The organism is Streptomyces sp. NPDC088350, from assembly GCF_044753545.1.
GTDB lineage: Bacteria > Actinomycetota > Actinomycetes > Streptomycetales > Streptomycetaceae > Streptomyces.
The window spans coordinates 732,238-754,937 of the sequence record NZ_JBIVNL010000005.1 but is presented as its reverse complement, the minus strand read 5'-3'; the positions used below and the strand labels follow the sequence as shown (position 1 = coordinate 754,937).

General features: G+C 71.6%; 19 protein-coding genes and 2 pseudogenes. 9 read left to right on the top strand and 12 right to left on the bottom strand.

Annotated features, from left to right (window positions below):
* The first annotated feature begins 92 nt into the window (after positions 1-92).
* Entirely contained in the window at positions 93-1,610 is a 1,518-nt protein-coding gene (locus ACIQBL_RS21215) for a glutamate-cysteine ligase family protein (protein WP_401943964.1), read from the top strand.
* Positions 1,611-1,661: 51 nt separating this feature from the next.
* Here the strand turns inward: ACIQBL_RS21215 and ACIQBL_RS21210 are convergent, their stop codons facing one another.
* Positions 1,662-3,449: a substrate-binding and VWA domain-containing protein gene (locus ACIQBL_RS21210; protein ID WP_401943962.1), complete on the bottom strand. Its 1,788-nt coding sequence runs from the start codon at positions 3,447-3,449 to the stop codon at positions 1,662-1,664.
* Positions 3,450-3,589: 140 nt separating this feature from the next.
* On the opposite strand from ACIQBL_RS21210, the gene ACIQBL_RS21205 reads away from it, so the two are divergent.
* A complete protein-coding gene (locus ACIQBL_RS21205; protein ID WP_401943960.1) occupies positions 3,590-4,390 on the top strand; it encodes a CPBP family intramembrane glutamic endopeptidase in 801 nt (266 codons plus the stop codon).
* 28 nt (positions 4,391-4,418) lie between these two features.
* Here the strand turns inward: ACIQBL_RS21205 and ACIQBL_RS21200 are convergent, their stop codons facing one another.
* The gene (locus tag ACIQBL_RS21200; RefSeq protein ID WP_401943959.1) at positions 4,419-5,228 is read right to left on the bottom strand and encodes a PhzF family phenazine biosynthesis protein; all 810 of its coding nucleotides are present in this window, start codon (positions 5,226-5,228) and stop codon (positions 4,419-4,421) included.
* Positions 5,229-5,388: 160 nt separating this feature from the next.
* Here ACIQBL_RS21200 and ACIQBL_RS21195 point away from each other — a divergent pair.
* Positions 5,389-6,132, top strand: a pseudogene (locus ACIQBL_RS21195) (KUP/HAK/KT family potassium transporter); the annotation flags it as partial.
* 98 nt (positions 6,133-6,230) lie between these two features.
* Here ACIQBL_RS21195 and ACIQBL_RS21190 read toward each other — a convergent pair.
* Both ACIQBL_RS21190 and ACIQBL_RS21185 read right to left on the bottom strand, forming a co-directional pair.
* On the bottom strand, positions 6,231-6,899 hold the full coding sequence (locus tag ACIQBL_RS21190) for a class I SAM-dependent methyltransferase (protein ID WP_401943957.1): 669 nt from the start codon (positions 6,897-6,899) through the stop codon (positions 6,231-6,233).
* Between the two features lie 65 nt (positions 6,900-6,964).
* Complete coding sequence (locus ACIQBL_RS21185; protein ID WP_401943956.1) at positions 6,965-7,492, bottom strand: hypothetical protein; 528 nt, start codon at positions 7,490-7,492, stop codon at positions 6,965-6,967.
* Positions 7,493-7,651: 159 nt separating this feature from the next.
* On the opposite strand from ACIQBL_RS21185, the pseudogene ACIQBL_RS21180 reads away from it, so the two are divergent.
* Positions 7,652-8,998 (top strand): annotated as a pseudogene (locus ACIQBL_RS21180) (SWIM zinc finger family protein); the annotation flags it as partial.
* 320 nt (positions 8,999-9,318) lie between these two features.
* Positions 9,319-12,048 (top strand): DUF6493 family protein, encoded by a 2,730-nt coding sequence (locus ACIQBL_RS21175; RefSeq protein WP_401943955.1) that lies wholly within the window; start codon positions 9,319-9,321, stop codon positions 12,046-12,048.
* A gap of 186 nt (positions 12,049-12,234) precedes the next feature.
* Here the strand turns inward: ACIQBL_RS21175 and ACIQBL_RS21170 are convergent, their stop codons facing one another.
* Entirely contained in the window at positions 12,235-13,326 is a 1,092-nt protein-coding gene (locus ACIQBL_RS21170) for a hypothetical protein (protein WP_401943954.1), read from the bottom strand.
* Positions 13,327-13,485: 159 nt separating this feature from the next.
* Between ACIQBL_RS21170 and ACIQBL_RS21165 the strand changes: the two genes are divergently transcribed.
* Positions 13,486-14,124 (top strand): PadR family transcriptional regulator, encoded by a 639-nt coding sequence (locus ACIQBL_RS21165; RefSeq protein WP_401943953.1) that lies wholly within the window; start codon positions 13,486-13,488, stop codon positions 14,122-14,124.
* A 105-nt stretch (positions 14,125-14,229) separates the two neighbouring features.
* Here ACIQBL_RS21165 and ACIQBL_RS21160 read toward each other — a convergent pair whose 3' ends face one another.
* Together ACIQBL_RS21160 and ACIQBL_RS21155 are read right to left on the bottom strand one after the other, a co-directional pair.
* Entirely contained in the window at positions 14,230-14,658 is a 429-nt protein-coding gene (locus ACIQBL_RS21160) for an SRPBCC family protein (RefSeq protein ID WP_401943951.1), read from the bottom strand.
* A 112-nt stretch (positions 14,659-14,770) separates the two neighbouring features.
* Positions 14,771-14,938 (bottom strand): hypothetical protein, encoded by a 168-nt coding sequence (locus tag ACIQBL_RS21155; protein ID WP_401943950.1) that lies wholly within the window; start codon positions 14,936-14,938, stop codon positions 14,771-14,773.
* A 219-nt stretch (positions 14,939-15,157) separates the two neighbouring features.
* Between ACIQBL_RS21155 and ACIQBL_RS21150 the strand changes: the two genes are divergently transcribed.
* On the top strand, positions 15,158-15,712 hold the full coding sequence (locus tag ACIQBL_RS21150) for a Clp protease N-terminal domain-containing protein (RefSeq protein ID WP_401943949.1): 555 nt from the start codon (positions 15,158-15,160) through the stop codon (positions 15,710-15,712).
* A 46-nt stretch (positions 15,713-15,758) separates the two neighbouring features.
* Entirely contained in the window at positions 15,759-16,766 is a 1,008-nt protein-coding gene (locus ACIQBL_RS21145; RefSeq protein ID WP_401943948.1) for an EamA family transporter, read from the top strand.
* Between the two features lie 29 nt (positions 16,767-16,795).
* On the opposite strand, the gene ACIQBL_RS21140 is transcribed toward ACIQBL_RS21145, so the two are convergent.
* The 4 genes from ACIQBL_RS21140 to ACIQBL_RS21125 form a co-directional block, all read right to left on the bottom strand.
* Positions 16,796-17,719: an RNA polymerase sigma-70 factor gene (locus ACIQBL_RS21140; protein ID WP_401943947.1), complete on the bottom strand. Its 924-nt coding sequence runs from the start codon at positions 17,717-17,719 to the stop codon at positions 16,796-16,798.
* Between the two features lie 59 nt (positions 17,720-17,778).
* Complete coding sequence (locus ACIQBL_RS21135; protein WP_401943945.1) at positions 17,779-18,255, bottom strand: carboxymuconolactone decarboxylase family protein; 477 nt, start codon at positions 18,253-18,255, stop codon at positions 17,779-17,781.
* Between the two features lie 146 nt (positions 18,256-18,401).
* Entirely contained in the window at positions 18,402-19,034 is a 633-nt protein-coding gene (locus ACIQBL_RS21130) for an FMN-binding negative transcriptional regulator (RefSeq protein WP_401943943.1), read from the bottom strand.
* Positions 19,034-19,720 (bottom strand): pyridoxamine 5'-phosphate oxidase family protein, encoded by a 687-nt coding sequence (locus tag ACIQBL_RS21125; RefSeq protein WP_401943942.1) that lies wholly within the window; start codon positions 19,718-19,720, stop codon positions 19,034-19,036. Before ACIQBL_RS21125 ends, ACIQBL_RS21130 begins: the two co-directional genes overlap by 1 nt.
* A 93-nt stretch (positions 19,721-19,813) precedes the next feature.
* Between ACIQBL_RS21125 and ACIQBL_RS21120 the strand changes: the two genes are divergently transcribed.
* Positions 19,814-21,145 (top strand): aminotransferase class I/II-fold pyridoxal phosphate-dependent enzyme, encoded by a 1,332-nt coding sequence (locus ACIQBL_RS21120; RefSeq protein ID WP_401943940.1) that lies wholly within the window; start codon positions 19,814-19,816, stop codon positions 21,143-21,145.
* Between the two features lie 607 nt (positions 21,146-21,752).
* On the opposite strand, the gene ACIQBL_RS21115 is transcribed toward ACIQBL_RS21120, so the two are convergent.
* Positions 21,753-22,700, bottom strand: a complete 948-nt coding sequence (locus tag ACIQBL_RS21115) for a DMT family transporter (protein ID WP_401943939.1) — start codon at positions 22,698-22,700, stop codon at positions 21,753-21,755.

The window sequence follows — 22,700 nt, the reverse complement described above, 5'->3', positions numbered from 1 at the left end:
CAGAGTAGCGGGCGCCGGGCCGCTCCGGGACGTTATCGATCGCCAGGTCTGGGCATCATCCTTCCTGACCCGGGACGAGGAGGTGACGCATCGTGGGGGAGAAGGTCGTGGCGGGGCCGTTCGAGCTCGCAGACCGCCGGCGCCACCGCGCCAAGCTGCGGCGGTGCCTGACGGGACTGGAGCGGCTGCTGGCCGAGAAGCGGTTCGACCGCCCGAAGAACCTCATGGGGCTGGAGATCGAACTCAACCTCGCAGGCGCCGACGGCATGCCGAAAATGTTGAATGCGCAGGTTCTCGAACGCATCGCGAGCCGAGATTTCCAAACAGAACTCGCCATGTTCAATCTGGAAGTCAACATTGCCCCACATCGATTGGAGGGCCGGGTATTCGACCGGCTCGCCGAGGAGATCCGTACGTCGCTGGCATATGCCCATCGGAAAGCGGGCGAGGTCGACGCCGGAATAGTGATGATCGGTATTCTGCCGACGCTCGACCGGGACGACCTGGTCTCCTCGAACCTCTCCGCGGTCGACCGCTACACCCTGCTCAACGATCAGATCGTGGCCGCCCGCGGCGAGGATTTCGTCCTCGACATCGACGGCGTCGAGCACCTCACCTGTACCTCGGGCTCCATCGCGCCCGAAGCCGCCTGCACCTCCGTGCAGTTGCACCTCCAGGTCACCCCTGACCGCTTCGCGGACGTGTGGAACGCGGCCCAGGCCGTCGCCGCCGCGCAGGTCGCCGTGGGCGCCAACTCGCCCTTCCTGTTCGGCCGTGAGCTGTGGCACGAGTCCCGCCCCCCGCTGTTCCAGCAGGCCACCGACACCCGCCCGCCCGAACTCCAGGCCCAGGGCGTACGCCCCCGCACCTGGTTCGGCGAACGCTGGGTCACCTCGGCGTACGACCTCTTCGAGGAGAACCTGCGCTTCTTCCCGCCCCTGCTCCCGATCCACGACGACGAGGAACCCCTCGACGTCCTCGACGCGGGCGGCATCCCCACCCTCGCCGAACTCGTCCTGCACAACGGCACGGTGTACCGCTGGAACCGCCCGGTCTACGGCATCGCCGACGGCGTCCCGCACCTGCGCGTCGAGAACCGCGTCCTGCCCGCCGGCCCCACCGTCACCGACGTCATCGCCAACACCGCCTTCTACTACGGCGTCGTCCGCGCCCTCGCCGAGGAGTCGCGGCCGGTGTGGACCCGGCTGCCCTTCGAGGCCGCCGCCGCCAACTTCGACACCGCGTGCCGCCACGGCATCGACGCCCGCCTCCTCTGGCCCCGGCGCGGACGCCTGGGCGGCACCGCCGAGATCGACGCGGTGGCCCTCGTACGCGACGAACTGCTGCCGCTCGCGGAGGCGGGCCTGGACGCGTGGGGGATCGAACCGGCCGACCGGGACCTGTACTTGGGCGTGATCGACGAACGCTGCCGCCGCCGGGCCAACGGCGCGACCTGGCAGTCAGCCACGTTCCACCGCGCTCTGGAACAGGGCCTCACCAGGGAAGCCGCCTTCGCCGCCACGACCCGCCGCTACAGCGAGTTGATGCACTTCGGGGAACCGGTCCACACCTGGCCGGTGGGGCTGCCGGAGACGGTGCCGCTGGGGTGAACGGCGGTTGCCTCAGCAGGAGTTGGCGGAGGCGGGTGAACTACTGCTGCTTCAGCCCGCGTTGGCGGACGCGCCCGACGCGCCCGCGGCCACGATCGCCTGGAGGATCACCGACTGGATCTGGGCCGGGTCACTCACCTCGTGGCCCGAGCCGCCGGTCGCCTCGGCGATCTGGCGGGCCTCCTCCTTGTCGGCCTCCGGGCCCACCGCGATCATGATCAGCGGCACCGGCCGCTCCGGACTGGCGAGTTGCTGCAACTGGTTGAGAAGCGTGGAGCGGGAGATGCTGCCGGGGTCCTGGTTGACCCCGTCGGTCAGGATGACCAGCGCGTTGAACTTCCCCTTCACATAAGAGGAGGTGGCCGACCTGTACGCGGCGAGCGTGGTGTCGTAGAGCCCGGTCGCCCCGTTCGGCACCGGCTTCAGCGCGCCGAACGCCGCTGACAGCGTGTCCCGTTGGGTGCCGTCGCCCTTGCGGTCGCCGAGTCGCTCGGTCGGCACCAGGATGCGGTAGTCCTTGTCGCCGTCGAGCTTCGTGGAGAACTCCCACAGCCCGATCTCGTCCTCGGGCGTGAACGTGGCCAGCGCCTGGAGCAGCGACGCCTTCGTGACGTCCATCCGCGACTGCCCGGTCCCCGGCACCGACTCCGACATCGAGGACGACGCGTCGACGACCGTGGTGATCCGCGCGCTCTGCACCGTGATCGTCCAGGTGCCCAGGGCCTCCTGGAGCGCCGCGTCGGAGGCCTGCTCGGCCGGTGCCGAGGCGTACGGCTGCGGACTGGTGCCGCCGGCCTCGGCCACCACCGCCTTCGGCGCGGCGTCGTCATCCGTGCGGAAGCCGTACTTCACCATGAGCCTCTGCTGCGCCGGCCGGCTGAGATACGTCATGAACCGGATCGCCGCCCGGCTCTCGTCCGTCGTCAGCCGCTCCTGGTCGACCAGGTTGTACGGGTAGTCGAGCCGCGGCGAGCCGTCCTTCGGATAGAAGAGGTCGAGACTCCCGTCGCCGTCCGCCGACGCGTTGTACGCGAACGCCGACTGCTCGCTGAGGACCAGCGCCTGGTTCCGCTTCGGATTGCCCTGCTCGGTGCCTGAGGAGTCACGCGGCAGGGTGTCCAGGACCTGACTGTCGGTGTCCGAGATCCGCTGCGACAGCGTCTTCATCATCGCCGCCGCCTGCGTGGCCCCGCCCTTGACCTTGGCGGCGGCCGTACTCAACTGCGTGAGCGCCAGCAGCCCCGTCGCGCTGCGCGCCGGGTCGGCCGCGCCCAGCCGCAGCGAGTCGTCCCGGAGGGTGGCACCGGCCAGGTCCAGCCAGGTGTACGTCTTCTTCGGCCACCCCAGCGACTTCGCGGCGGCCGGTACCATCGCCACCCCGACCGGCGTCGAGGCCACGTTCCCCGCCGGGGTCACCTCCGTCGCGTTGCTGTTCGCGGCCGACGACACATGGTTCACCCACAACTCCGAGTCGGGCACCCACACCTGGATGTCCGGGTGCTTGCCCGCCTTGAGCGTGTCCGCGAACTTGTACGACTCCTCGGCGGTCACCGAGATGTTCAGGCACTGCCCGTCGGACGTGATGTTCTCGTCGCGGGCCTGTCCGGCCGCCACGCGGAGGGCGGGAGCCATGTCGGGGGAGGCGGCGAGCTTCAGCCGTACCGCGTCCCTCCGGCAGGAGGAACCGAAGGAGAGCAGCCCGCTCCGCACCGCGACCGCGGTACCGCCGGCGACAGTGAGCACGAGGACCGTGGCGATGGCCACCGAACGGCGGCGCGCCCGAGGACGGGGGTCGCTGCCGCCCGCCCCGTACTGATCGGGCAAGCTGTGACGTCCCATGACGGTGGTGCCCCTCCCTGTTGAACCTCGTGCCTCCGTCTCCCCCAACGGCCTGTCGCGCACGATCTTTCGTAAGTTCTTTCGAGACCCTAGCGGGACGAAGATGGGCATGAGGCGGGAATTCCGAACTGAAGGCAGGTGTGCAGGTGGAGGCAGGGCAGGTGGCCGAAACTCTTCCGCTGGAGCGGCCCACACGGGGGATTCTCCGGTCAGAGGCACTGCTCGTTCTGGGGCTTTCGCTCGGTGCGAGTGGAGTGTCCGCCCTGATCAGCTTTGTCGGATCGGTCACGAAACCGGGCGGCCTCAAGGACCAGGCGGCCACCCTCAACGCCTCGGCCGCGCCGGGCCGCCCATGGCTCGATCTCGCCTGGCAGCTGTTCGGGATCGCGTCGGCACTCGTCCCCGTCGCCCTCGTCGCGCACTTCCTCCTGCGGGAGGGCGAGAGCCTGCGCACGATCGGCTTCGACCGCACCCGCCCCTGGCCCGACCTGGGCCGCGGGGCGGCGATCGCGGCGGTCATCGGCAGCACCGGAATCGCCTTCTACCTGGCCGCACGCGGCCTCGGCTTCAACCTCACGGTGGTACCGGAGGCGCTGCCCGACGTCTGGTGGAAGTACCCGGTCCTGATCCTCTCCGCGATGCAGAACGCGATCCTCGAAGAGGTCATCGTGGTGGGCTATCTGCTGCGCAGGCTGGGCCAGTTGGGCTGGACGCCTGGCACCGCGCTGGTGGCCAGTTCCGTACTGCGCGGTAGCTACCACCTCTACCAGGGCATCGGCGGGTTCGTCGGCAACATGGTGATGGGCGTGGTGTTCGTCTACCTGTACCGGCGTTGGGGCCGGGTGGGTCCCCTGGTGGTGGCGCATTCCCTGCTCGACATCGGGGCGTTCGTCGGCTACGCGCTGCTGGCGGGGAAGGTGGGGTGGCTGCCGACGGCGTAACTCGTCGGCAGCGCGGGTCTCTTGGGGCTCAGGCGAGCAGTTCGCCGTCGATGACGGTGACCGCGCGACCGGTCAACAGGGTCCGGTCGCCGCGCAGTTCGGTACGGACGAGCCCGGAGCGCGGCGAGGCCTGAAGCCCGGTGAGGACAGCGCTCCCGAGCCGCTCGGACCAGTAGGGAGCCAGCGCCGTGTGCGCACTGCCGGTGACCGGGTCCTCGTCGATACCGATGTTCGGGAAGAAGCAGCGCGACACGAAGTCGTAGCCCCGGGTGGGGTCTTCGGCCCGTGCGGTGGCGATGATGCCGCGCTCGGAGTACGCGGCGAGGGCCCTGTGGTCGGGGGCGAGTCCTACGACGGTCTTCTCGTCGGCGAGTTCGACGAGGAGGTCGCTGATGTTCGGGCCGGTGTCGAACGCGGTGAGCGGCTCGGCGCCCAGCGCCTCGGCGACACCGTCCGGGATCTCGACGGGGGTGAGCGGGGCGGTCGGGAAGTCGAGGGTGATCGACCCGTCGTCCGACGGCGTGGCGATCAGCACCCCGCTCCGTGTGGCGAACCGCACCGTTCCCTCATGGGCGCCGGTGGTGTGCAGCACATGGGCCGTGGCGAGGGTCGCGTGCCCGCACATCGCGACCTCGGCCGCCGGCGTGAACCACCGCAACGCCCAGTCGGCGTCCCCGCCCGCGGGCAGCCGGTGCGCGAACGCCGTCTCGGCGTGATTCACCTCCAGCGCGATCTGCTGGAGCCGGTCGTCCTCCGGGAAGGCGTCGAGAAGCAGCACCCCGGCCGGGTTGCCGGCGAAGGGACGGTCGGTGAAGGCGTCGACGATTCGAATCCGCATGTGCCGACGCTAACCGCCGCGCGGACCCTCGGACCAAGGCCAATTCGGGGTCGGTGGCCCGATTGGCGGACCGCCTACGGCGACACGGTGCGCGAGACGGCGGGGCACACCTGCGGATGATCGCGCCGGGGCATCGGTAGGGTCCGCCCCGACGCACCGGGTGCGCGGCGCGGCGGTCCGCGAGGAGGAGGAATCACCATGGCCGAGTGCCGGCACGCAGCCGAGGCGGACGGAGCATCCGAGGCGGACGGAACGGAGCCGGACGGAGCGTTCGAGCCGGAGGGAGTACGGCCAGAGCTACGTCCCCTGGATCAACTGGCTGCTGATGGTCTCGGTCCTCACCCTGGTCTTCGCGTTCCGCAGTTCCACGGCGCTGGCCTTCGCCTTCGGCATGGCGGTCACCGGCACCATCACGATCACGACCCTGCTGTCCTTCTACGTCGCCCGCGCGAGATGGGGCACGCCCGTGTGGCTGCTCGTGACCGGCGCGACCCTCCTGCTCTCCGTCGACCTGCTGTTCGTGGCGGCCAACCTGACCAAGCTCGTCCACGGCGCGTGGCTGCCCCTGCTGATCGGCCTCACCGCGGAACGGGCGGAGCACGAAGGGTCCTTGCGTGAGTTCGTCGACCAACTCCGCAGTGGGGAGCGGCCGGTGCTGGAGGTGCCTGGCACGGCGGTCTTCCTCAACCGGGGCAAGGAGACGGCGCCGTTGGCCATGCGCGCGAACGTGGAACACAACCATGTGCGGGACGACCAGGTCGTGATCCTCTCCATCGAGCCCGAGCCCGTTCCCCGCGTCCCGGCCGACCAGCGGATCGTCATCGACGGCCTCGGCTACGGCGACGACGGGATCGTCCATGTCACCGCCAGGTTCGGCTACACGGAGACACCGGACGTCCCCGGCACGCTGGCGAACATTTCGGCCTGCCCCGCGACCGCACGGTCATCGTGGGCTCGCACATCGAGGTGTAGACGCGGTCGGCCCCGGCTTCCGCAACGGCGCTACGACGGCGAAGGGCGTTCCGGTTTCCGGGCCAGGAAGGTGGCGTACGTCCTCTTCGCGCCTTCGGCGGGCTCCTGGACCAGCCGGGCGGTGAGCGCGAGTCCGGCGCCTTCCAGCAACTCGGCGATCCGGTCCGGTGGGAGCAGATGGGACTCGTACGACACGGGGTGGCCGCCGTACGCCTGTGTCGGGCGCAGCAGTTGGTGGTCTCCCACATGGCCGGCCAGCATCAGATGGCCGCCCGGGGCGAGCATGCGGTGGAACTCGGCGAAGACGAGCGGGAGTTGATCAGGTGGCGTGTGGTGGGTCGAGTAGTGGGCGAGGACGCCGCCCAGCTCGTCGTCCCCGATCTCCGGCGCGGTCATCGAGCCCACGGTGAAGGCCAGACCCGGGTGGGCCCGCCGGGCCAGTTCGATCATCTTCGGGGAGATGTCGATACCGAGGACGGACACCCCCAACTCCGCCAGATACGCGGTGACTTTGCCGGGCCCGCAGCCCAGGTCGGCCACCGGCCCGAGGTCCGCCGCCCGCACGGTCTCGGCGAACGCGGCCAGCATCGCGCGGGACAGCGGGTCCAACTCGGCCGGATCCTTGACGAGTTGGACGTAGTCGGCGGCGACGGTGTCGTACGACGTCCGGATCGCGGCGAGGTAGGAGGGATCTGTCACGCGGGAGACTTTAGGCTCGGGGCGGTTCCTACGAGTAGCGGTTGCCGTGGTGGTCCCGCCGGCCCTCACGCCGTCGCGTCGTACACGGCCCGCAACCGCACGTCGCCGCCGGCCCGTGTTCGCGGGGCGCGCTCCGCGAACACGGCCAGCCGCAGCACGAGATACCGGCCGATTCCCACGAGCGCGGTCGCCGACAGATACACCGTCTGCTGGAGGACGAGTCCGGCGCCGGGGCGGAGCGCGGCCAGCGCCCCGACCGCGCCTGATGTGACCAGCCAGCCGACGGCGATGGTGGCCGCGCTCTTCAAGTGCCCGGCGAGGCCCGGCCGTCCGTGGCCGAACGCGACGCGGGCGTGCAGTTCGGTGGCGATCGCGGTGGAGGCGACGGTGGTCAGCGCGTTGGCCGCCGGCCACGGGATCCACTGCGAGAGCAGGACCAGGACCGCCGAGGCAGCCAGGGTGACCCCGCTGCCGAGCCCGGCGAAGCGTCCGAAGGCCACCGCGTGCCGACGGATCAGCCCACGGATCCCGCGCGAGCCGCTCATGGTGATCCCCTCCCGGACCGCTGCCCCTGGCGGGGCCGTTGTCGTCATGCCGCAGAGGGTGGCCGACCTCCCATTCAGCGTGGTTTCAGAGCGTTCTCAGGGATGCGGGCCCCGGTGAAACCGGTACCGCGCTCCTCGCCGCAGCAGGGCGACGCCCCGCGACCCGGTGTCAGTCGGCGGTCGTAGCGTGTGCGCGTGACTCAACTCATGCAGTCCTACGCCTACTTACGTCCCTCGGCCGTGCGTGACTCCACGGCCGGGCGCAGTCTCGCGCTGGAGACCTCCGGCGGTGTCACGCCGGCCGGAGAGGTGGCGAACCCCCACTTCTTCAGCGGGTTCCTGACCGCGCCGGCCGCCGCGGCCACGGCACTGCTCGCGGTCGCCGACGTGGCCGCCGCCCGCTACTACCCGCCGGGCGGCGGTTCCTCGCTCGATCCGGTGGTGACGGCCGACGGCGACCGGCTGCGCCTGGAGTCCTTCTCCGGCTGCTGCGGTGTCTACGCCCGGCTCGACGTGCTCGCCCCCGGCCTCGACGGCGACGACGTCGGGCACGGCACCACGAACGTGGACGTCAACCCGCCGCTGCGCCGGGCACTCGCCGGGCTCGGTGGTCTCGACCCGCTCCATCTGGCCGTAGGACCCGAGGAGTTGGCGGTCCGCACCTTCGACGGCGAGTTCGTGGAGAAGAAGGTCCCGCTGCCGGAGCGCTGGCTGCGCGGCTTCGCCGAGGCCTAGGTCCTCGCGGCGGGCTTCATGCTCAGGGCCGAGGTACCCGCGGCGGAGGCGGCGGCCGTGCTGCGGGCGCTGCCCCGGCCCACCCGGCAGTCCGACGCCCGTACGACGCGCTGGGTGATACCCGCGGGCCGTACCCTGCGCCCCACGACCAGACCGGCACCGAACGCGGTGTGCCTGCCCGGCCCGGAACGGCTGCTGACCCTGCTGACGGTACTCCGGCACGCGACGACCGTACGGCTGTACGCGCCGAACGCCCCGGCCGACGGGGACGGCGCCGCAGCCGTCGCCTGGGAGGTCCAACTGCCGGGCATGCGGCTGACGTTGATGCTCTCCCAGAGCGGCTCACGCGGCTTCTCCGGCGAGGGCGGAGTGCTCCAGGACCTCGCCACCGGGCCTGCGGCTGCGGACGTCGAACGGGTCGCCGAACTGCTCGCCTGGGAGCCGAGGATCGACATCGGCGAACTGTCCGGGCAGACAGGTCTCCCGGCCGGCCGGGTGCGTGCCGCGCTGACCGCGCTGGGCACGTCCGGTCAGATCGGCTACGACCTCGCCGAGGAGGCGTACTTCCACCGCCACCTGCCCTACCGGGCGAGCGCCGCCGAGACACGCAACCCCCGGCTGCGCGCGGCGCGGGCACTCGTCGTGGCCGGGGCGGTGGGTCTCGACGGCCCGCTGGCCCGGGTCGGAAAGGGCGACGACGCCCATGTGGTCCGCACCGACGAGGCATCGGGCCGGCTGAGCTGCACCTGCTTCTGGTGGGCGAAGTACCGGGGCGGACGCGGCCCCTGCAAGCACGTCCTCGCGGTGGGCATGGTGCGCGGCACGACGGTGGACGCGGACGAAGGTGCGGCGGCGGATGCGATAGAGGGCACGAGCACGACAGTGAGCGTGGGCGCGAACGGAGCCGTGGGTATGGCGGCGGTCGGGGCAGTCGGCACGAGCGCGACGGTGGGCGCGGGCGCGAACGCAGCCGCGAGCAGGGCGCCGGACGGGGCAGAGGGCGCGGGCACGGCGGCGGACGCGGGCACGAACCCGGCCGCAGGCACGGCGGCGGACGGGGCAGCGGCCACGGGCGCGACGCCGGGCACGAACGCAGCCGCAGGCGCGGCGGCGAACACGGCACGATCGGAGACCGCACGATGAACCTGGTCCACCTCGCGGAAGCCGGGGACGTCGAAGGAGTGCTCAGGGAACTCGGCGCCCTGCCGCCGGCCGAGCGCGCGGCGCAGGCCGAGGCGTTGGAGGAGCGGCGCGCGCCGCTGCGCGCCGGCTGGTTCCACGTTCCCGAGGAGGAGAAGGCCGCCCAGCTGGCCGCCGAACTCGGCTGCCGGACCGACCCGTTGGCCGCCGCCGAGTGGATCCTGCGGCCCGAGAACGGCGCGAACACGGTCGTCCTGCCCCTCGACGGCGCCTGGATGCTGGACGTCGTCAACCTCCAACCCGTCGCCTGGCGGGCCGAGTTGGCCGGACGGATCGCCGAGTTGTCGACGCCCGGGAACACCGTCAGGTCCGATCTCGTCGAGCACCTCGTCCTCGACACGGGGTGTCCCGTCCCGACCTCCGACGGGTTCATCGACAGCTGGCTGCGATGGCGCGACCGCGGCTGGGAACATCCCGCACACCTGCGCGGCGGAACGCGGCCCGGTGCCACCTTCCTGGCGCGGCTGCGCGCCGACGACCTGACGCCGCAGCTCCTCCCGCTGCTCGTGGAGCGGCCGGGAATCCACCTCGGCGCGCAGGGATTCCACCACCAGACGACGCGGCACGACCTTCGCCACGTGCGCGAGAACACCAGGCTCGGCGTGCTCATCCACCTCTCCGCCGAGAGCGACGGGCCGGTCGACCGGGCCGCGTTGATCCGGCGCGTCTTCGCCGACCTGCTCGCCGCACCGGTCTGGGGGCAGGACGCGGCGATAGCGCTCACGCAACTCGCCCTCACCCCGGAGGAACACGCCTCGACGACCCGCGAACGTTGCGCGCTCGCTGGGCAGTTGCAGCCGCAGCTGCTCCAGGACGGCACCCGCGCGGAGACCGCGCCGCCGCTCGACCACCTGCGCGCCCTCGCCCTCACCCCGGCCGAGAACGCACCCGCCCTCCGGGACCACGTGGCGCTGCTCGACCTGTCGTCTCCGGTCGCCGCCTACGCCCAGGAGGTCCTGATCGGCCTGGACGAGGCCGGGCTGCTGGAAGCCGACGTGCTCACCGAGATGTGCCTACGGGTCCTTGTGCGACCGGAGAAGAAGCTGGTCCGTACCCAGCTGACCCGGCTCGACCGCGCGGCCCGCAAGGATCCCGCCCGCGCCCGCAGGGCCGTACTCGACGCCGCGACGGCCTTCGACCACCGGGACGTCGACATCCAGGAGCGCGCCCTCGACGTGGTCGCCCGGCACATCAAGAGCGCGGGCGACACCGTACTGCCGGAGCTGCGCACGGCCGCCGCACGGATCAACCCCGCCCTCGCGGCACGAGCCGCCGCACTCTTCGGCACCGCACCACACCAACTCCCCGCCCCGTACGCCGACATGCTGCCCGCCGTACCCGAACCCCGCCCGGTACCCGGCCCCATCGGGACGCCCGCCGAAGTCGCCGAGGAGCTCGCGGCGGTCGTCGCGAACGACAGGGACGTGGCGACGTTCGAGCGCGTCCTGGACGGACTGGTCCGGCACGCGCACCTCGAACGGGCCGCGCTGGCAAGGGCGTTGAAGCCGGTCATGCGCAAACAGCCCCGCGACGCCGTGGACTTCACCCAGTCCGACGTCTACGACGTGGCCGCGGCGCTGCGCGGCGACGAGCCGAGGCGGCGCAACTTCGTCGACCGCCTCAAGTACCAGGACCACTCCCCGGCGGGGGAGTTGCTCCAGGCGCGGCTCGCCGAGGCGCTCGACATCATCGAGACCGACGCGCAGCCGTTCCTGCTGGCCGTGCCGACCGACGCGACGGGGGCGCTGGACGCCGCCGTACTCGTGGAGCGGATCTCGGTGCTCGAAGGGCTCGGTATCTCCCCCGCGCCGGTCGACCTGGCCCAGGCCCTGTTGCGCGTCACCCCGACCCCGGACGAGACGGTGCTGGGCGCCGCCGAGCGGCTCGGGTCCGACGCCGGGCGGCGGCTGGCGGGGTGGCTGCGCGCGGGCGGGCTGCCGCACTGGGAGTCCGGGCCGCCCGGCGACTGGCCCGACGGCCGCACGGACAGGTACCCCACGGAATGGGTGAGCCATCTGCGCCCCGAGCCTGCCCCCGGCCCCCCGCTCCTCCCGGCCGCCGCGACCCTGATCGGGCCGTACCGTGCCGACGGCCTCTACGACCCGATGCTCCCCTTCTGGCTCGCCCAGCTGCCCCACCACCGCGACGTCGTGCTGGCCCGTGACTACTTCAGGTACCGGGTCTCCATGCGGGGCTGGGCCCACGCCCTGCCCTTCGCCGCGGAGTCCGGCGGCCCGGCGGGATTCGCGCTGCACCTGGCGGTGGCGTACACCCTCACCTACGACCAGCAGCGCGAACGCGACGCGGCGGTCGACGCGCTGCTCGTGCTCGCCGGGCGGGGGCAGCTGAACACCGACCTGCTCGGACGGCAGCTGGCCGTGCTGCTGCGCGCCAACTGCGTCGAGGCGAACCGGGTGACCGCCTCCCTGCGCGCGGCGGCCGAGACGGGCGCGTACGCCACCGTCTGGTCCGTTCTCGAAACCGCCCTGCCTCTCCTGCTGCGCGACCCCGTGGTCCGGGGCACCGGAGCGCTGCTCGCCCTCGGTGTCGACTGTGCCTCGCGCTGCGCGGCGAAGGGGGAGATCCCCGAGGTCACGACGGCCGCGGCGCGCACCGGCTCCAGCCAGGTGGTGAAGAGCGCGAGGCTGCTGCGCGACGTACTGGGCTGAGCGGCCCCAGTACTGGACGAGAGCGGGCAGGAGATGTCCCGTCTCGATTGATCTGGTTCGGAGTCAGGGCTGTGACCTGTGGGGACCAGATCACTTGAGAGGGTGAACTCCCTCGAATCTCATGTGATCTGGTCCGCCGGCGGCGTTTCGAAGTGACTGCAGGACTGCATGTCGAGCCAGGTCTGGCTACCCGCCCGCGAAACGCGCTGCCAGGTTCATGGCCTCCTGGGTGAGTTTGATGTGCAGGCCGGCGTCGTCCTGGGTGGCGACCTGGGTAAAGCTGCCCTCGTGCCACCAGAACACCGAGGGGCTCAGCGCGCCCGGTGACTGCTCGAAGCCCATGGCGGCGAACCGGGCCATGGCGTGCAGCGAGGAGGCCACGTTCCTGTCGCGGACGACGTGGAAGGCGAGTTGGTGCCGGTGCGGCAGCGCGACCAGGATTCCGTCCGGCGCCGGTGCGTCCTTGGTGTAGCGGAGTAGGACCTCGTCCAGAACCAGGGCGAGGCTCGCGATGAAGTACGAGCCGCCCATCAGCACGTCGAAGTGGGAGCCGTCCTTGTCCCTGACCACCTTGTGTTTGTCAACGCGGACGGCTCGTAGGTTCTGGAACGCACGGTCCCGAAGGGCCGTGATGTCACCCAGGTTGGAGAGGGAGTCCGCGGTCAGCATGTCGACGGTTTCCGGGAGATCGAGCGCCAGCACCTCCAACAGCCCCGGGACCGATTGGGGACCGTACCCGAAAGCCTTCAGGAGCGCGGGATCGCTGGGAATGAAGCGGGGGTAGAGCCGGGCCAGGAGCTGTTCACGCGGCAGGGCCTTGAGAGCCTGAGGTCCATCCATCGACCGGATGACCCGGTCGACATGTTCGTCTACGAGCGCCCGCCAGCACCGGGGGCCGCGGCTGTCGTTGTGGCACACGGCCGCAAGATTGGAGAGGCCGAAGCGCCAACCCGAGCCCGTGGTCACGCGGCCCGGTTCGACCGTTACCTCGATGCCGCGCTCCGCGCATGCCTCGCGGACGAAAGTACGCAACCGGGCAGCCTCCGCCTCGGACAGGAACGCGAACTCCCCGTCGCGCGGCAGGTCCACCCCATCACGACGCTCTCCGCGCCGAAATATCCCCACCAGGTCCCCAATCGCTCGAAGACGCGGATCATAGCCGCGACCGGCCCAGGGGTCTTCTTCAGGTATGCATGCCCCGGCAGAGGGGGCCTGGACGCCCGACGGCTCCTCGATTCCCTTCCCGGTGGCCTGCTCCCAGGCCAGGAGCCAGATCACCCCTGAGGCGACGGGCGAAACGGACCAGATCATCTGGGATTCCGACCGGACAGGCTGAGACGGGACAGGAGGGTCTTTCGGCGAAGGGTTGTCATCCGAACAGTTCCGATATATCGTTGACGCATCGCGACAGATCAACGATGGAATGGAGTGATTGCGATGCGTACCCACGGATACGAGCGTGGACATGGACAGGACGGCCCCTCCCGGCGCGGCCGGGGTGGCCCTGACGGGCGGCGTGCGGCTTTCGGTCCCTTCGGGCCGGGCGGCCCGGGCGGTCCCGGTGGCCCCGGCTTCGGACCGGGCTTCGGTCCCGGCCCCTGGGGCGGACGAGGGCGCGGCGGCCCGAGGGGCGGCAGGGCGCGGCGCGGCGACGTGCGCGCGTCGATCCTCGCCCTCCTGAAGGACCGGCCGATGCACGGCTACGAGATGATCCAGGAGATCGCCGAGCGCAGCGGCGGTGCGTGGAAGCCGAGCCCCGGCTCGGTCTACCCCACCCTGCAGCTGCTGGAGGACGAGGGCCTGATCGTCAGTGAGACGGAGGGCGGCAAGAAGCTCTTCGCGCTCACCGACGCCGGCCGTACCGCGGCCGAGGAAGGCCCGGACGCGCCCTGGGAAGAGGCTTCCCGCGGTGTCGACTGGGAGGCCCTCAGCGAGATCCGCCAGGCCGGCTTCGGTCTGATGGAGGCCTTCGGCCAGGTCTGGAAGACCGGCAGCAAGGAGCAGCGCGAGAAGGCGCTGACCGTCATCAACGACGCCCGCAAGAAGCTGTACCTGATCCTGGCCGACGAGGACTGATGTCCCCGGCGCCGGAAGAGGCGGCAGGCCAAGGCGCCCCGCGGAACCTCCGTGGGGCGCCTTCCCTTTGCGCGTTCCCGTTCCTGCGGTGCCCCTGCGCCTTCCTCAGGCCACCAGCCCGGCCAGTTTGCGGAGCGACTCGTTCAGGGCGGCCGTCCCCGAGTCCTTCAGCTTGCCCGCCATCAACGACACCGCCGCGCCCGTGAACTCGCCGTCGATACGGACCGTCGTCGCGTCGCCGTCGGGTGTGAGCGTGTAGCGCGTGGCGACGTTCACGGCCATCGGGCCCTTGCCGCGGATGGCCAGCACACGCGCAGGTTCCAACTCCTCGATGGTCCACTCGACTTCGGCCGGGAAGCCCATCAGCTTCATGTTCTCCTGGAAGGTCCCGCCCACTTCGAGGGCTTCCGGACCGCCCTTGGGGAAGTTCGTGTGGGTCGCGTTCCACTCGCCGTACGCGGGCCAGTCCGTGAGTTGTGCCCACACCTTCTCGGCCGGGGCCTCGATGCGTGCCTCCGCGCTGATTTCGGCCATGCGACCACCTCTTCGTATCGGGCTACCGTGTCGCGGAACGTAGCCGCAGGGCGCCCAACATTCAATACTGATGAACCGTCAGGAATTGTGTACGCCCGCCGGATCGCGGGATTCAGCTCACCCGCCGTATCACCGCCGCGTCGAACAGGTCCCACGCGCGCGGGTGGGTGCTTTCGTCGTGGCAGTGCCAGGCGTCCCAGAACAGGTCGGCGGGCAGCGCGTCCTCCGGGGCGTACACCCGGTACACGTACTGCCTGCCGTCGACCGCCGGCAGAGCCACCAGCCAGCACCTGCTCTCCACGATCGCGAAAGACGTACGCCGGGTGCAGTGCGGTTGCGTACGGGGCGCGCGGCGGGGAGGCGCGCGCCTCTCGGGGTCGGAGCGCGTGATCTCATCCGTAAGGAGGAGATTCCGTCGACCTGGGTCCACTTTGTGTGGGACGCCGAAATGCTTCCCCCCGGGGATGCCCTCGACGCGGGCGGCTGATGGGGTGGGAGAGTGCAACCCCGTATCCCCAGGCAGTCCACCCACGAACAGGGAATCCACCGCGCGGACAACGACGCCGGGCTCAGTGCGGAGCTGGCGGCGGTGGTCGCCGGCGCGCGCCGCCGGGCCCTGCGGGACGGGGACCGGCAGATCGACACCGCCCATCTCCTGCACAGCCTCCTGGAGTCCGACCCCGAAGCACGCGCCGTCTTCGGCGACGGCCCCCAGATCGCCCGGCTCCTCGGCTACCTCGTACAACGCAGCATCGGCTACGGCCTGCGCTGGCAGGGCTCGGTCGAGGACTCCGGCGCGATCCCGGTCGTCCCCGCGGCGGAGGGCTGGTCACCCCTCGCGGCGGGCGCCCTGGAATACGCCTGCGAACGCGCCGGACTCCGCGGCGACGACCTCGCCTGCGGCATCGACCTCCTCGCCGCGATCGTCGCGGACCCGGAGTCCCGCGCCGTCGAGGTCCTGCACCGGGCCGGCATCGAGTCGCCGGAAGTGCTGGTGTGGATCGAGACCAGGCTGGGGGAGTACGTCGGAGGCGGGGAGGGGTCCACGCCCTGAGACAGGTGTCAACGGGGGTGACGGTCATGTCGTCCCCTGTCATCATGTGGCCGTGCATACGTCTGAGAGCAGTGCGGCCGTCGGAGGCGGGAAGGGTGTCGGGCTGGGCCTGGCGCTCGGTTCCGCGCTGGCCTTCGGCGGATCCGGTGTCGCGGCGAAGCCGCTGATCGAGGCGGGGCTCGACCCGCTGGACGTGGTGTGGCTGCGGGTGGCCGGCGCGGCGCTCGTGATGCTGCCCCTCGCCGTACGCCATCGCGCGCTCGTGCGCAGCCGCCCCGCGCTGCTCCTCGGCTTCGGGCTGCTCGCCGTCGCCGGTGTCCAGGCCTGCTACTTCGCCGCGATCTCCCGCATACCCGTCGGCGTCGCCCTGCTCGTGGAGTACCTCGCACCCGCCCTCGTGCTCGGCTGGGTGCGGTTCGTGCAGCGGCGTCCGGTCACCCGGGCCGCCGCGCTCGGAGTCGTCCTCGCGGCCGGCGGCCTCGCCTGTGTCGTCGAGGTATGGTCCGGCCTGAGCTTCGACGCCGTGGGACTGCTGCTCGCGCTCGGTGCCGCCTGCTGCCAGGTCGGCTACTTCGTCCTGTCCGACCAGGGCAGCGACGCCGGCGCCGAGGCCCCCGACCCGCTCGGCGTGATCGCGTACGGCCTGCTCGTCGGCGCCCTCCTGCTCACGGCCGTAGCACGCCCGTGGACCATGGACTGGTCCGTCCTCCGGGGCGACGCCGCCATGAACGGCACCCTCGTCCCCGCTGCCGCCCTGCTCGCCTGGATCGTGCTGATCGCCACGGTCCTCGCGTACGTCACCGGCGTGGTCTCCGTCCGCCGCCTCTCCCCGCAGGTCGCCGGTGTCGTGGCCTGCCTCGAAGCGGTCATCGCGACCGTGCTGGCCTGGGTACTGCTCGGCGAACACCTCTCCGCACCCCAGATCATCGGGGGCGCGGTCGTCCTGCTCGGCGCGTTCATCGCCCAGTCCTCGGCCCCCACGAAGGGCTCCGAGGAGCCGGTCGCGAGCGGCGGCCCGGACCGGGAGCCGTCCGCCCGGGAGACGGCAGCCTGAGCCGCCCCCCTTCAACACCACTCCCTGCGTCAGCTCGGTCGCCGACGCGCCTGCCGCAGCTCGCGGTCGACGGCCCAGGCGTCCCCGACCGGGCCGAGGTGGCCGAGCTTGTCGGGGTTGATCACCGCGCGGATGGTCTGGATCTGTCCGTCCAGCACGTCGAGGACCAGCGTGTGGAGCACCTTCCCGTCGCGGTCGCGGAAGATCGCCCCCGGCTGGCCGTTCAGCTCGTGCGGCTCGCACGACACATCGATCCGGATCAGCCAGGGGAAGACCGTGCCCAGCACCCGGGCCACGTTCTGAGCGCCCACGACGGCCTTGGCCAGTTGGGGTGCCTTGCCGCCACCGTCCCCGACGAACTGCACATCGGCGGCGAGCAGTTCGCGCAGCCCGCCCACATCGCCGTCCTTCAACGCGGCGAAGAACCGCGCCGCCAGCTCCTGCCGCTCCTGCCGGTCCGCCGCGAACCGCGGCCTCCCGGCCTCCATGTGCCGCCGCGCCCGCACCACCAGCTGCCGGCACGCCGCCTCCGAACGCCCCACCGCCGCGGCGATGTCCGCGAAGTCGAAGGCGAACACCTCGCGCAGCACGAACACCGCCCGCTCCAGCGGACTGAGCCGCTCCAGCATCAGCAGCGCCGCCATCGAGACCGAGTCCGCCAGATCCAACGACCGCGCCGGATCCTGGTACGGATCGCTCAGCAACGGCTCGGGAAACCACGGGCCGACGTACTCCTCCCGCCGTACCCGCGCGGACCGCAGCACGTCGACGGAGATCCGCGTCACCACGGCCGAGAGATAGGACTTGGCCGACGTGGGCCGGGTCGCCGTGCCGTCGAAGCGCAGCCAGGTCTCCTGCACCGCGTCCTCGGCCTCGCCCACACTGCCCAGAATCCGATAGGCGATCGAGAACAGCAGCGGCCGCAGCTCCTCGAACTCCTCGACCTTGCTCACGCCGAAATCCCCTTCCCCTGCGCGGAGTTGACTCCCGATCCGAACAGCAACGCTGTGGTTCAGCCGAACATCCCGGGCTCGTAGTCACCGGCGCACGGCTGCCGGGTGATGATGTTCAGCCGGTTCACCGAGTTCATGAAGGAGACCAGGATGACCAGGGTGGTGAGCTGCTCCTCGTCGTAGTGCTTGGCGGCGCGCGCCCACACGTCGTCGCTCACCCCGCCCGCCGCGTCGGCGACCCGGGTGCCCTCCTCCGCCAGCTCCAGCGCGGCCCGCTCGGCCTCGCTGAAGACCGCGGCCTCGCGCCACGCCGCGACCAGGTTCAGTCGTACGGCGGTCTCGCCCGCGGCGGCGGCCTCCTTGGTGTGCATGTCGAGGCAGACGGCGCAGCCGTTGATCTGGCTCACCCGCAGCGCCACCAACTCCTGTGTCAAAGCGGGCAGTTGAGAACCCTTGAGCGTCCTGCCCACCGCCATGAACTGCTTGGCGGCCTTGCTGGCGATCGGGCTGGCGAGGTAGTTCAGTCGCGCGTCCATGAGGTGCTCCTCCGTGTCGTGTCCATCGGCTACACCCCCGAGACGAGACAGCCCGGCCCCCTGTGACACGAGCGAATGTGACCTGCGTCTCCCGCCGGCCGCCGCCGTGTGAGGAGGAACGCCTTGTGCGACGAGAGACGCTTTCCTCACCCCTCCCGCCGCCGCAGCACATGCTCCCGCGCCACCGCGTCCCGAGGACCACCCCGCTCCGCGAGCCCCGCCGCGATCCGGTCCCGCACCTCGGCCGACCGCTTGCCCGCGTACTTGAACTTCGCCCGCACACCGGTCACTTCGAGCCGCAGCACGCGAATCCCGGACAGGAGTCGTCCGTACGGCGCCTCGCCCGCCGCGACCGTGGCGGAGCCGCCCTCGGGCTGGAAGTGGCCGACCTGGCGGTTCAGGAGGGCCGCTTTCTCGGTCGGGTCGTCCACCAGGTGGGCGGTGCAGAGGAGTTGGACCGCCGCGTAGAAGCTGGTCGGTACCCCGTGCTCCGGTGGGCCGTCCGGTTCCGCCTGCCAGGGGCCGGTGACGTACACGTAGTCGTCGACGACGCTCAACACCACCTGGGGGTTCGCCTCCAGCGCGGGCCACAGGGGGTTGGGGCGGGCGAGGTGGGTGATCGCCTCGCCGCGCTCGGGGTCGTAGGCGAAGTGGAGCGGCTGGACGAACGGGGGTTCGCCGGAAGGGCCGTTGACGGCGAGTTGCCCGAAGTCGTGGGCGGCCAGCCAGTGTTGCCACTCGGCGTCGTCGCGGGGTGCGTCCCAGGGGTGGATCAGCATCACAACGCCGCCAGGTAGTCGGGGAGTTCGATGCCGGGGCCGAGGTCGTCGTTCGGGAGCGGTGCCCCGTAAGCGGGCCGGACGGGGACGACGCCGGCCCAGTGGGGGAGGTCCAGGTCCTCGGGGTCGTCGTTCGCGCCGCCGGTGCGGAGCTTGGCGGAGACCTCGTCGAGGTCGAGGCGGATCACCATGGTGGCGGCGAGTTCCTTCTTGTTCGCGGGCCGCGAGTCCGCCGACCGGCCCGGCACGACGTGGTCGACCAGCGCGTCCAGCGCCGTCCGCTTCTCCTCGGGATCCGTGACCTGGTGGGCGATGCCGTGCACCACCACGGAGCGGTAGTTGATCGAGTGGTGGAAGGCGGAGCGGGCCAGCACCAGCCCGTCGACGTGCGTGACCGTCAGGCACACCGGGAGCCCGGGATCGGCCTTCCCCGTCATCCGCAGCGGACGCGCGCCCGTCGAACCGTGCACGTACAGCCGCTCGCCAACCCGCCCGTACAGCGTCGGCAGCACGACCGGCGCGCCGTCGCGGACGAAGCCGAGATGGCAGACGTAGGCCGCGTCGAGTATCGCGTGCACCAGGTCCTTGTCGTACGACGCCCGGTCCGCGGAACGCGTGGGGACGGTCCGGTCGGTCGGGGTGTAGGAGGCGGGCGGCGATGTCGGCTGTGGGGCGGTGCCCTGCATGGTGCTCTCCAGTGTGCGATGCCGGTCTTGGGGTGGTGCGGTCCTGGCATTCCGATGTTGCGATGCGTATTGCACTAGTGCATAATGCTCTTTGTGCTAGGAGGATATCGGATCGAAGGGCGACGCGCAGCCGACATCGCTGCGGACGTCGAGCGCGCGGTGGGTTCGGGCGAGCTGGAACCCGGGCAAGTGCTGCCTCCCATGCGGGAGTTGGCGGTCGAGCTGGGGGTGAATCCCAATACGGTCGCCGCCGCGTACCGGACCCTGCGCGAGCGCGGGGTCATCGAGACCGCCGGGCGCCGGGGCAGCCGGGTGCGGCCCAAGCCGGCCACGACCGGGCGCGAGCACATCCGGGTGGACGTGCCGGCGGGGGTGCGGGACGTGTCCCACGGCAACCCGGATCCGGCGCTGCTGCCCTCCCTGGCGCGGGCGTTCACCTCGGCCGCCGAGCAGGCAGACCGGGAACCGGTCCTGTACGGCGACGACCCGGTCGAACCGGAGTTCGCCCGCATCGCCCGCGCCGCACTGGACACCGACGGCGTACCGGCGGGCCCCGTGGCCGTCGCCTCCGGCTCCCTGGACGCCATCGAGCGCGTCCTCGCCGCCCATCTGAAGCCCGGGGACACCGTCGCCGTCGAGGACCCCGGGTGGGGCAGCCTGCTCGACCTCGTACCGGCGCTCGGACTCCGCGTGACCCGCGTCCGCGTCGACGACGAGGGACCACTCCCCGACGACGTGCGCACCGCGCTGGAGTCCGGCGCGCGGGCCCTGATCGTCACCGACCGGGCGCAGAACCCCACCGGAGCCGTGGTGAGCGCCACGCGCGCGCGTGCCCTGCGTTCCGTGCTCCGCCGCCACCCGGAGATCCTGCTGATCGAGGACGACCACGGCCACGGCATCGTCCACCAGCCCCTGCACCCCCTGGCCGGCACCACCCGCACCTGGGCCTTCGTCCGCTCGGTCGCCAAGGCCTACGGCCCCGACCTGCGCCTCGCCGTCCTCACCGGCGACGCCGTCACCCTCGACCGCGTACGGGGCCGCCAGCGCCTGGGCCCGGGCTGGGTCAGCCGGATCACCCAGCGGGCCGTGGCCCGGCTCTGGGCCGACGGCGCCGTGGACACACCGGTGGTGGCAGCCGCGTACGGCGCGCGCCGCGACGCGCTGATCGCCGCGCTCGCCGCACGCGGGGTCGCGGCCCACGGCGGCAGCGGCCTCAACGTGTGGATCCCGGTACCGGACGAGACCGGCGCCGTCTCCCGCCTGCTCCACGCGGGCTGGGCCGTGGCCCCGGGCGCCCGCTTCCGACTCGGCGCACCGCCCGGCATCCGCATCACCGTCTCGACCCTGACACCGGACGAGACCGAGCCATTGGCGGAGGCGATCGCTTCGGCGTGCGGGGTGGCGCCGGTGCGGGGGTACGCGTAGGGGAGTCGGGTACGAGGCCATGGGCGCGGGGCGGAGTCGCGACGGGCTCACTCAACCGCCGTTGGGGTGAGGCAGGGGTGGGCCGGAGCCTTTGCTCTCGGTCCGCGCCCGGCCGCTGGAGTCGTGGCGGGCGGATCGACTTTCCTCGGGCGGGGCCGGGACGGGGTGCTGGGTTCTCGTCCACGGTCTGCGTCCGGCCGCTGGAGTCGTGGCGGGCGGATCGACTTTCCTCGGGCGGGGCCGGGACGGGGTGCTGGGTTCTCGTCCACGGTCCGCGTCCGGCCGCTGGAGTCGCGGCGACCGGTTCAACTGCCGTCTGCCGTTGGGGCGAAGCCGGTGAGCGGTGCGGAGCACTCGCTTGGGGCCCGAGCCGGGGGGAGCGCGACGGCAGCCCAGCTCCCGCCGGAGCGGGGCCAGGAGGTGGTCGGAGTCCTTGCTTTCGACCCTGTGTCCGGCACCCCAGGGACCCGCAACCTGCGCTCGGCCGGGACGGCCCCGGCCCGGCGCACGGCCAAGCCCCTGGCACCCCCGAGCCCTGGCTGCGGCCACCCGCACACGACCTACGGCCCCACCTGCCTACCGACATACCTGCCTACCGACTACCTGCCTACCGCCCCGCCTTCCCCCGCACCTGCGTGAGCCCCGCCCCCGCCAGCACGATCACCGCCCCCACCGGAGTCGACCAGGTCAGCGACTCGCCCAGGATCGCGACGCCCGCCGCCGTGGCGACGACCGGGATGAAATACGTGACCATCTGCGCGGTCGTGGGGCCGACTTCGGCGACCAGGCCGTACTGGAGGAGGACGGCGAGACCCGTGCCCAGGGCGCCCAGCGCGGCGATCGCCAGCAGGGGCAGGACCGGGAAGTGGGCCGGTACCGAGGTGAACAGCGGGGTGACGACGGCGAGTTGGAGGGTGGCCAGGAGCAACTGGGCGCCCGTCAGCGAGAGATGTGAGGAACTCGTCCCGGCCAGGGTCCGGCGGACGTGGATCCAGCCGATCGGATAGCTGAGCGAGGCCAGCAGAGCCATCACCGTGCCCGTGGGGTCCAGGCCGTTGAAGCCCTGCCAGGCGCCGAGGACCGTCAGGACGCCCAGGAAGCCGAGGCCGAGACCGGCGACGCGGATGCGGGTCGGGCGGTCCTCGGAGAGGGCGACCAGGGACAGCGCCATGCCCCACAGCGGCGAGGTCGCGTTGCAGATGCCCGCGAGCGTGGACGGGATCGTCAGCTCCGCGTAGGCGAACAGGGAGAACGGCAGGGCGTTGAGGAGGAACGCGGCGACCGCGACATGACCCCACGTGCGCGCACCGCGCGGCAGCCGCTCCCGCTTCACCGCCATCGCCGCCGCCAGTACCACCGTGCCGAACAGCAGCCGCCCGAACGTGACTTGGAAGGGCGCGTAACCCTGGGTGCCCACCTTGATGAGCAGAAAGCTGAAGCCCCAGATCAGGGACAGCGCCCCGAAGCGCAGCCGCCAGTGGAGGGCGCGGCGGGGAAGGCGTACGGGGGTGTCGGCAGGAGCAGCCTGGTTCTGGCCGGCGGTGACTGTGCTCAT

Coding starts and splice junctions, on each gene's coding strand:
- ACIQBL_RS21210 (WP_401943962.1), bottom strand. CDS start 3,449: ATGGGACGTCACAGCTTGCCCGATCAGTACGGGGCGGGCGGCAGCGAC.
- ACIQBL_RS21200 (WP_401943959.1), bottom strand. CDS start 5,228: ATGCGGATTCGAATCGTCGACGCCTTCACCGACCGTCCCTTCGCCGGC.
- ACIQBL_RS21185 (WP_401943956.1), bottom strand. CDS start 7,492: ATGACGACAACGGCCCCGCCAGGGGCAGCGGTCCGGGAGGGGATCACC.
- ACIQBL_RS21175 (WP_401943955.1), top strand. CDS start 9,319: ATGAACCTGGTCCACCTCGCGGAAGCCGGGGACGTCGAAGGAGTGCTC.
- ACIQBL_RS21165 (WP_401943953.1), top strand. CDS start 13,486: ATGCGTACCCACGGATACGAGCGTGGACATGGACAGGACGGCCCCTCC.
- ACIQBL_RS21160 (WP_401943951.1), bottom strand. CDS start 14,658: ATGGCCGAAATCAGCGCGGAGGCACGCATCGAGGCCCCGGCCGAGAAG.
- ACIQBL_RS21135 (WP_401943945.1), bottom strand. CDS start 18,255: ATGGACGCGCGACTGAACTACCTCGCCAGCCCGATCGCCAGCAAGGCC.
- ACIQBL_RS21130 (WP_401943943.1), bottom strand. CDS start 19,034: ATGCTGATCCACCCCTGGGACGCACCCCGCGACGACGCCGAGTGGCAA.
- ACIQBL_RS21125 (WP_401943942.1), bottom strand. CDS start 19,720: ATGCAGGGCACCGCCCCACAGCCGACATCGCCGCCCGCCTCCTACACC.
- ACIQBL_RS21115 (WP_401943939.1), bottom strand. CDS start 22,700: ATGAGCACAGTCACCGCCGGCCAGAACCAGGCTGCTCCTGCCGACACC.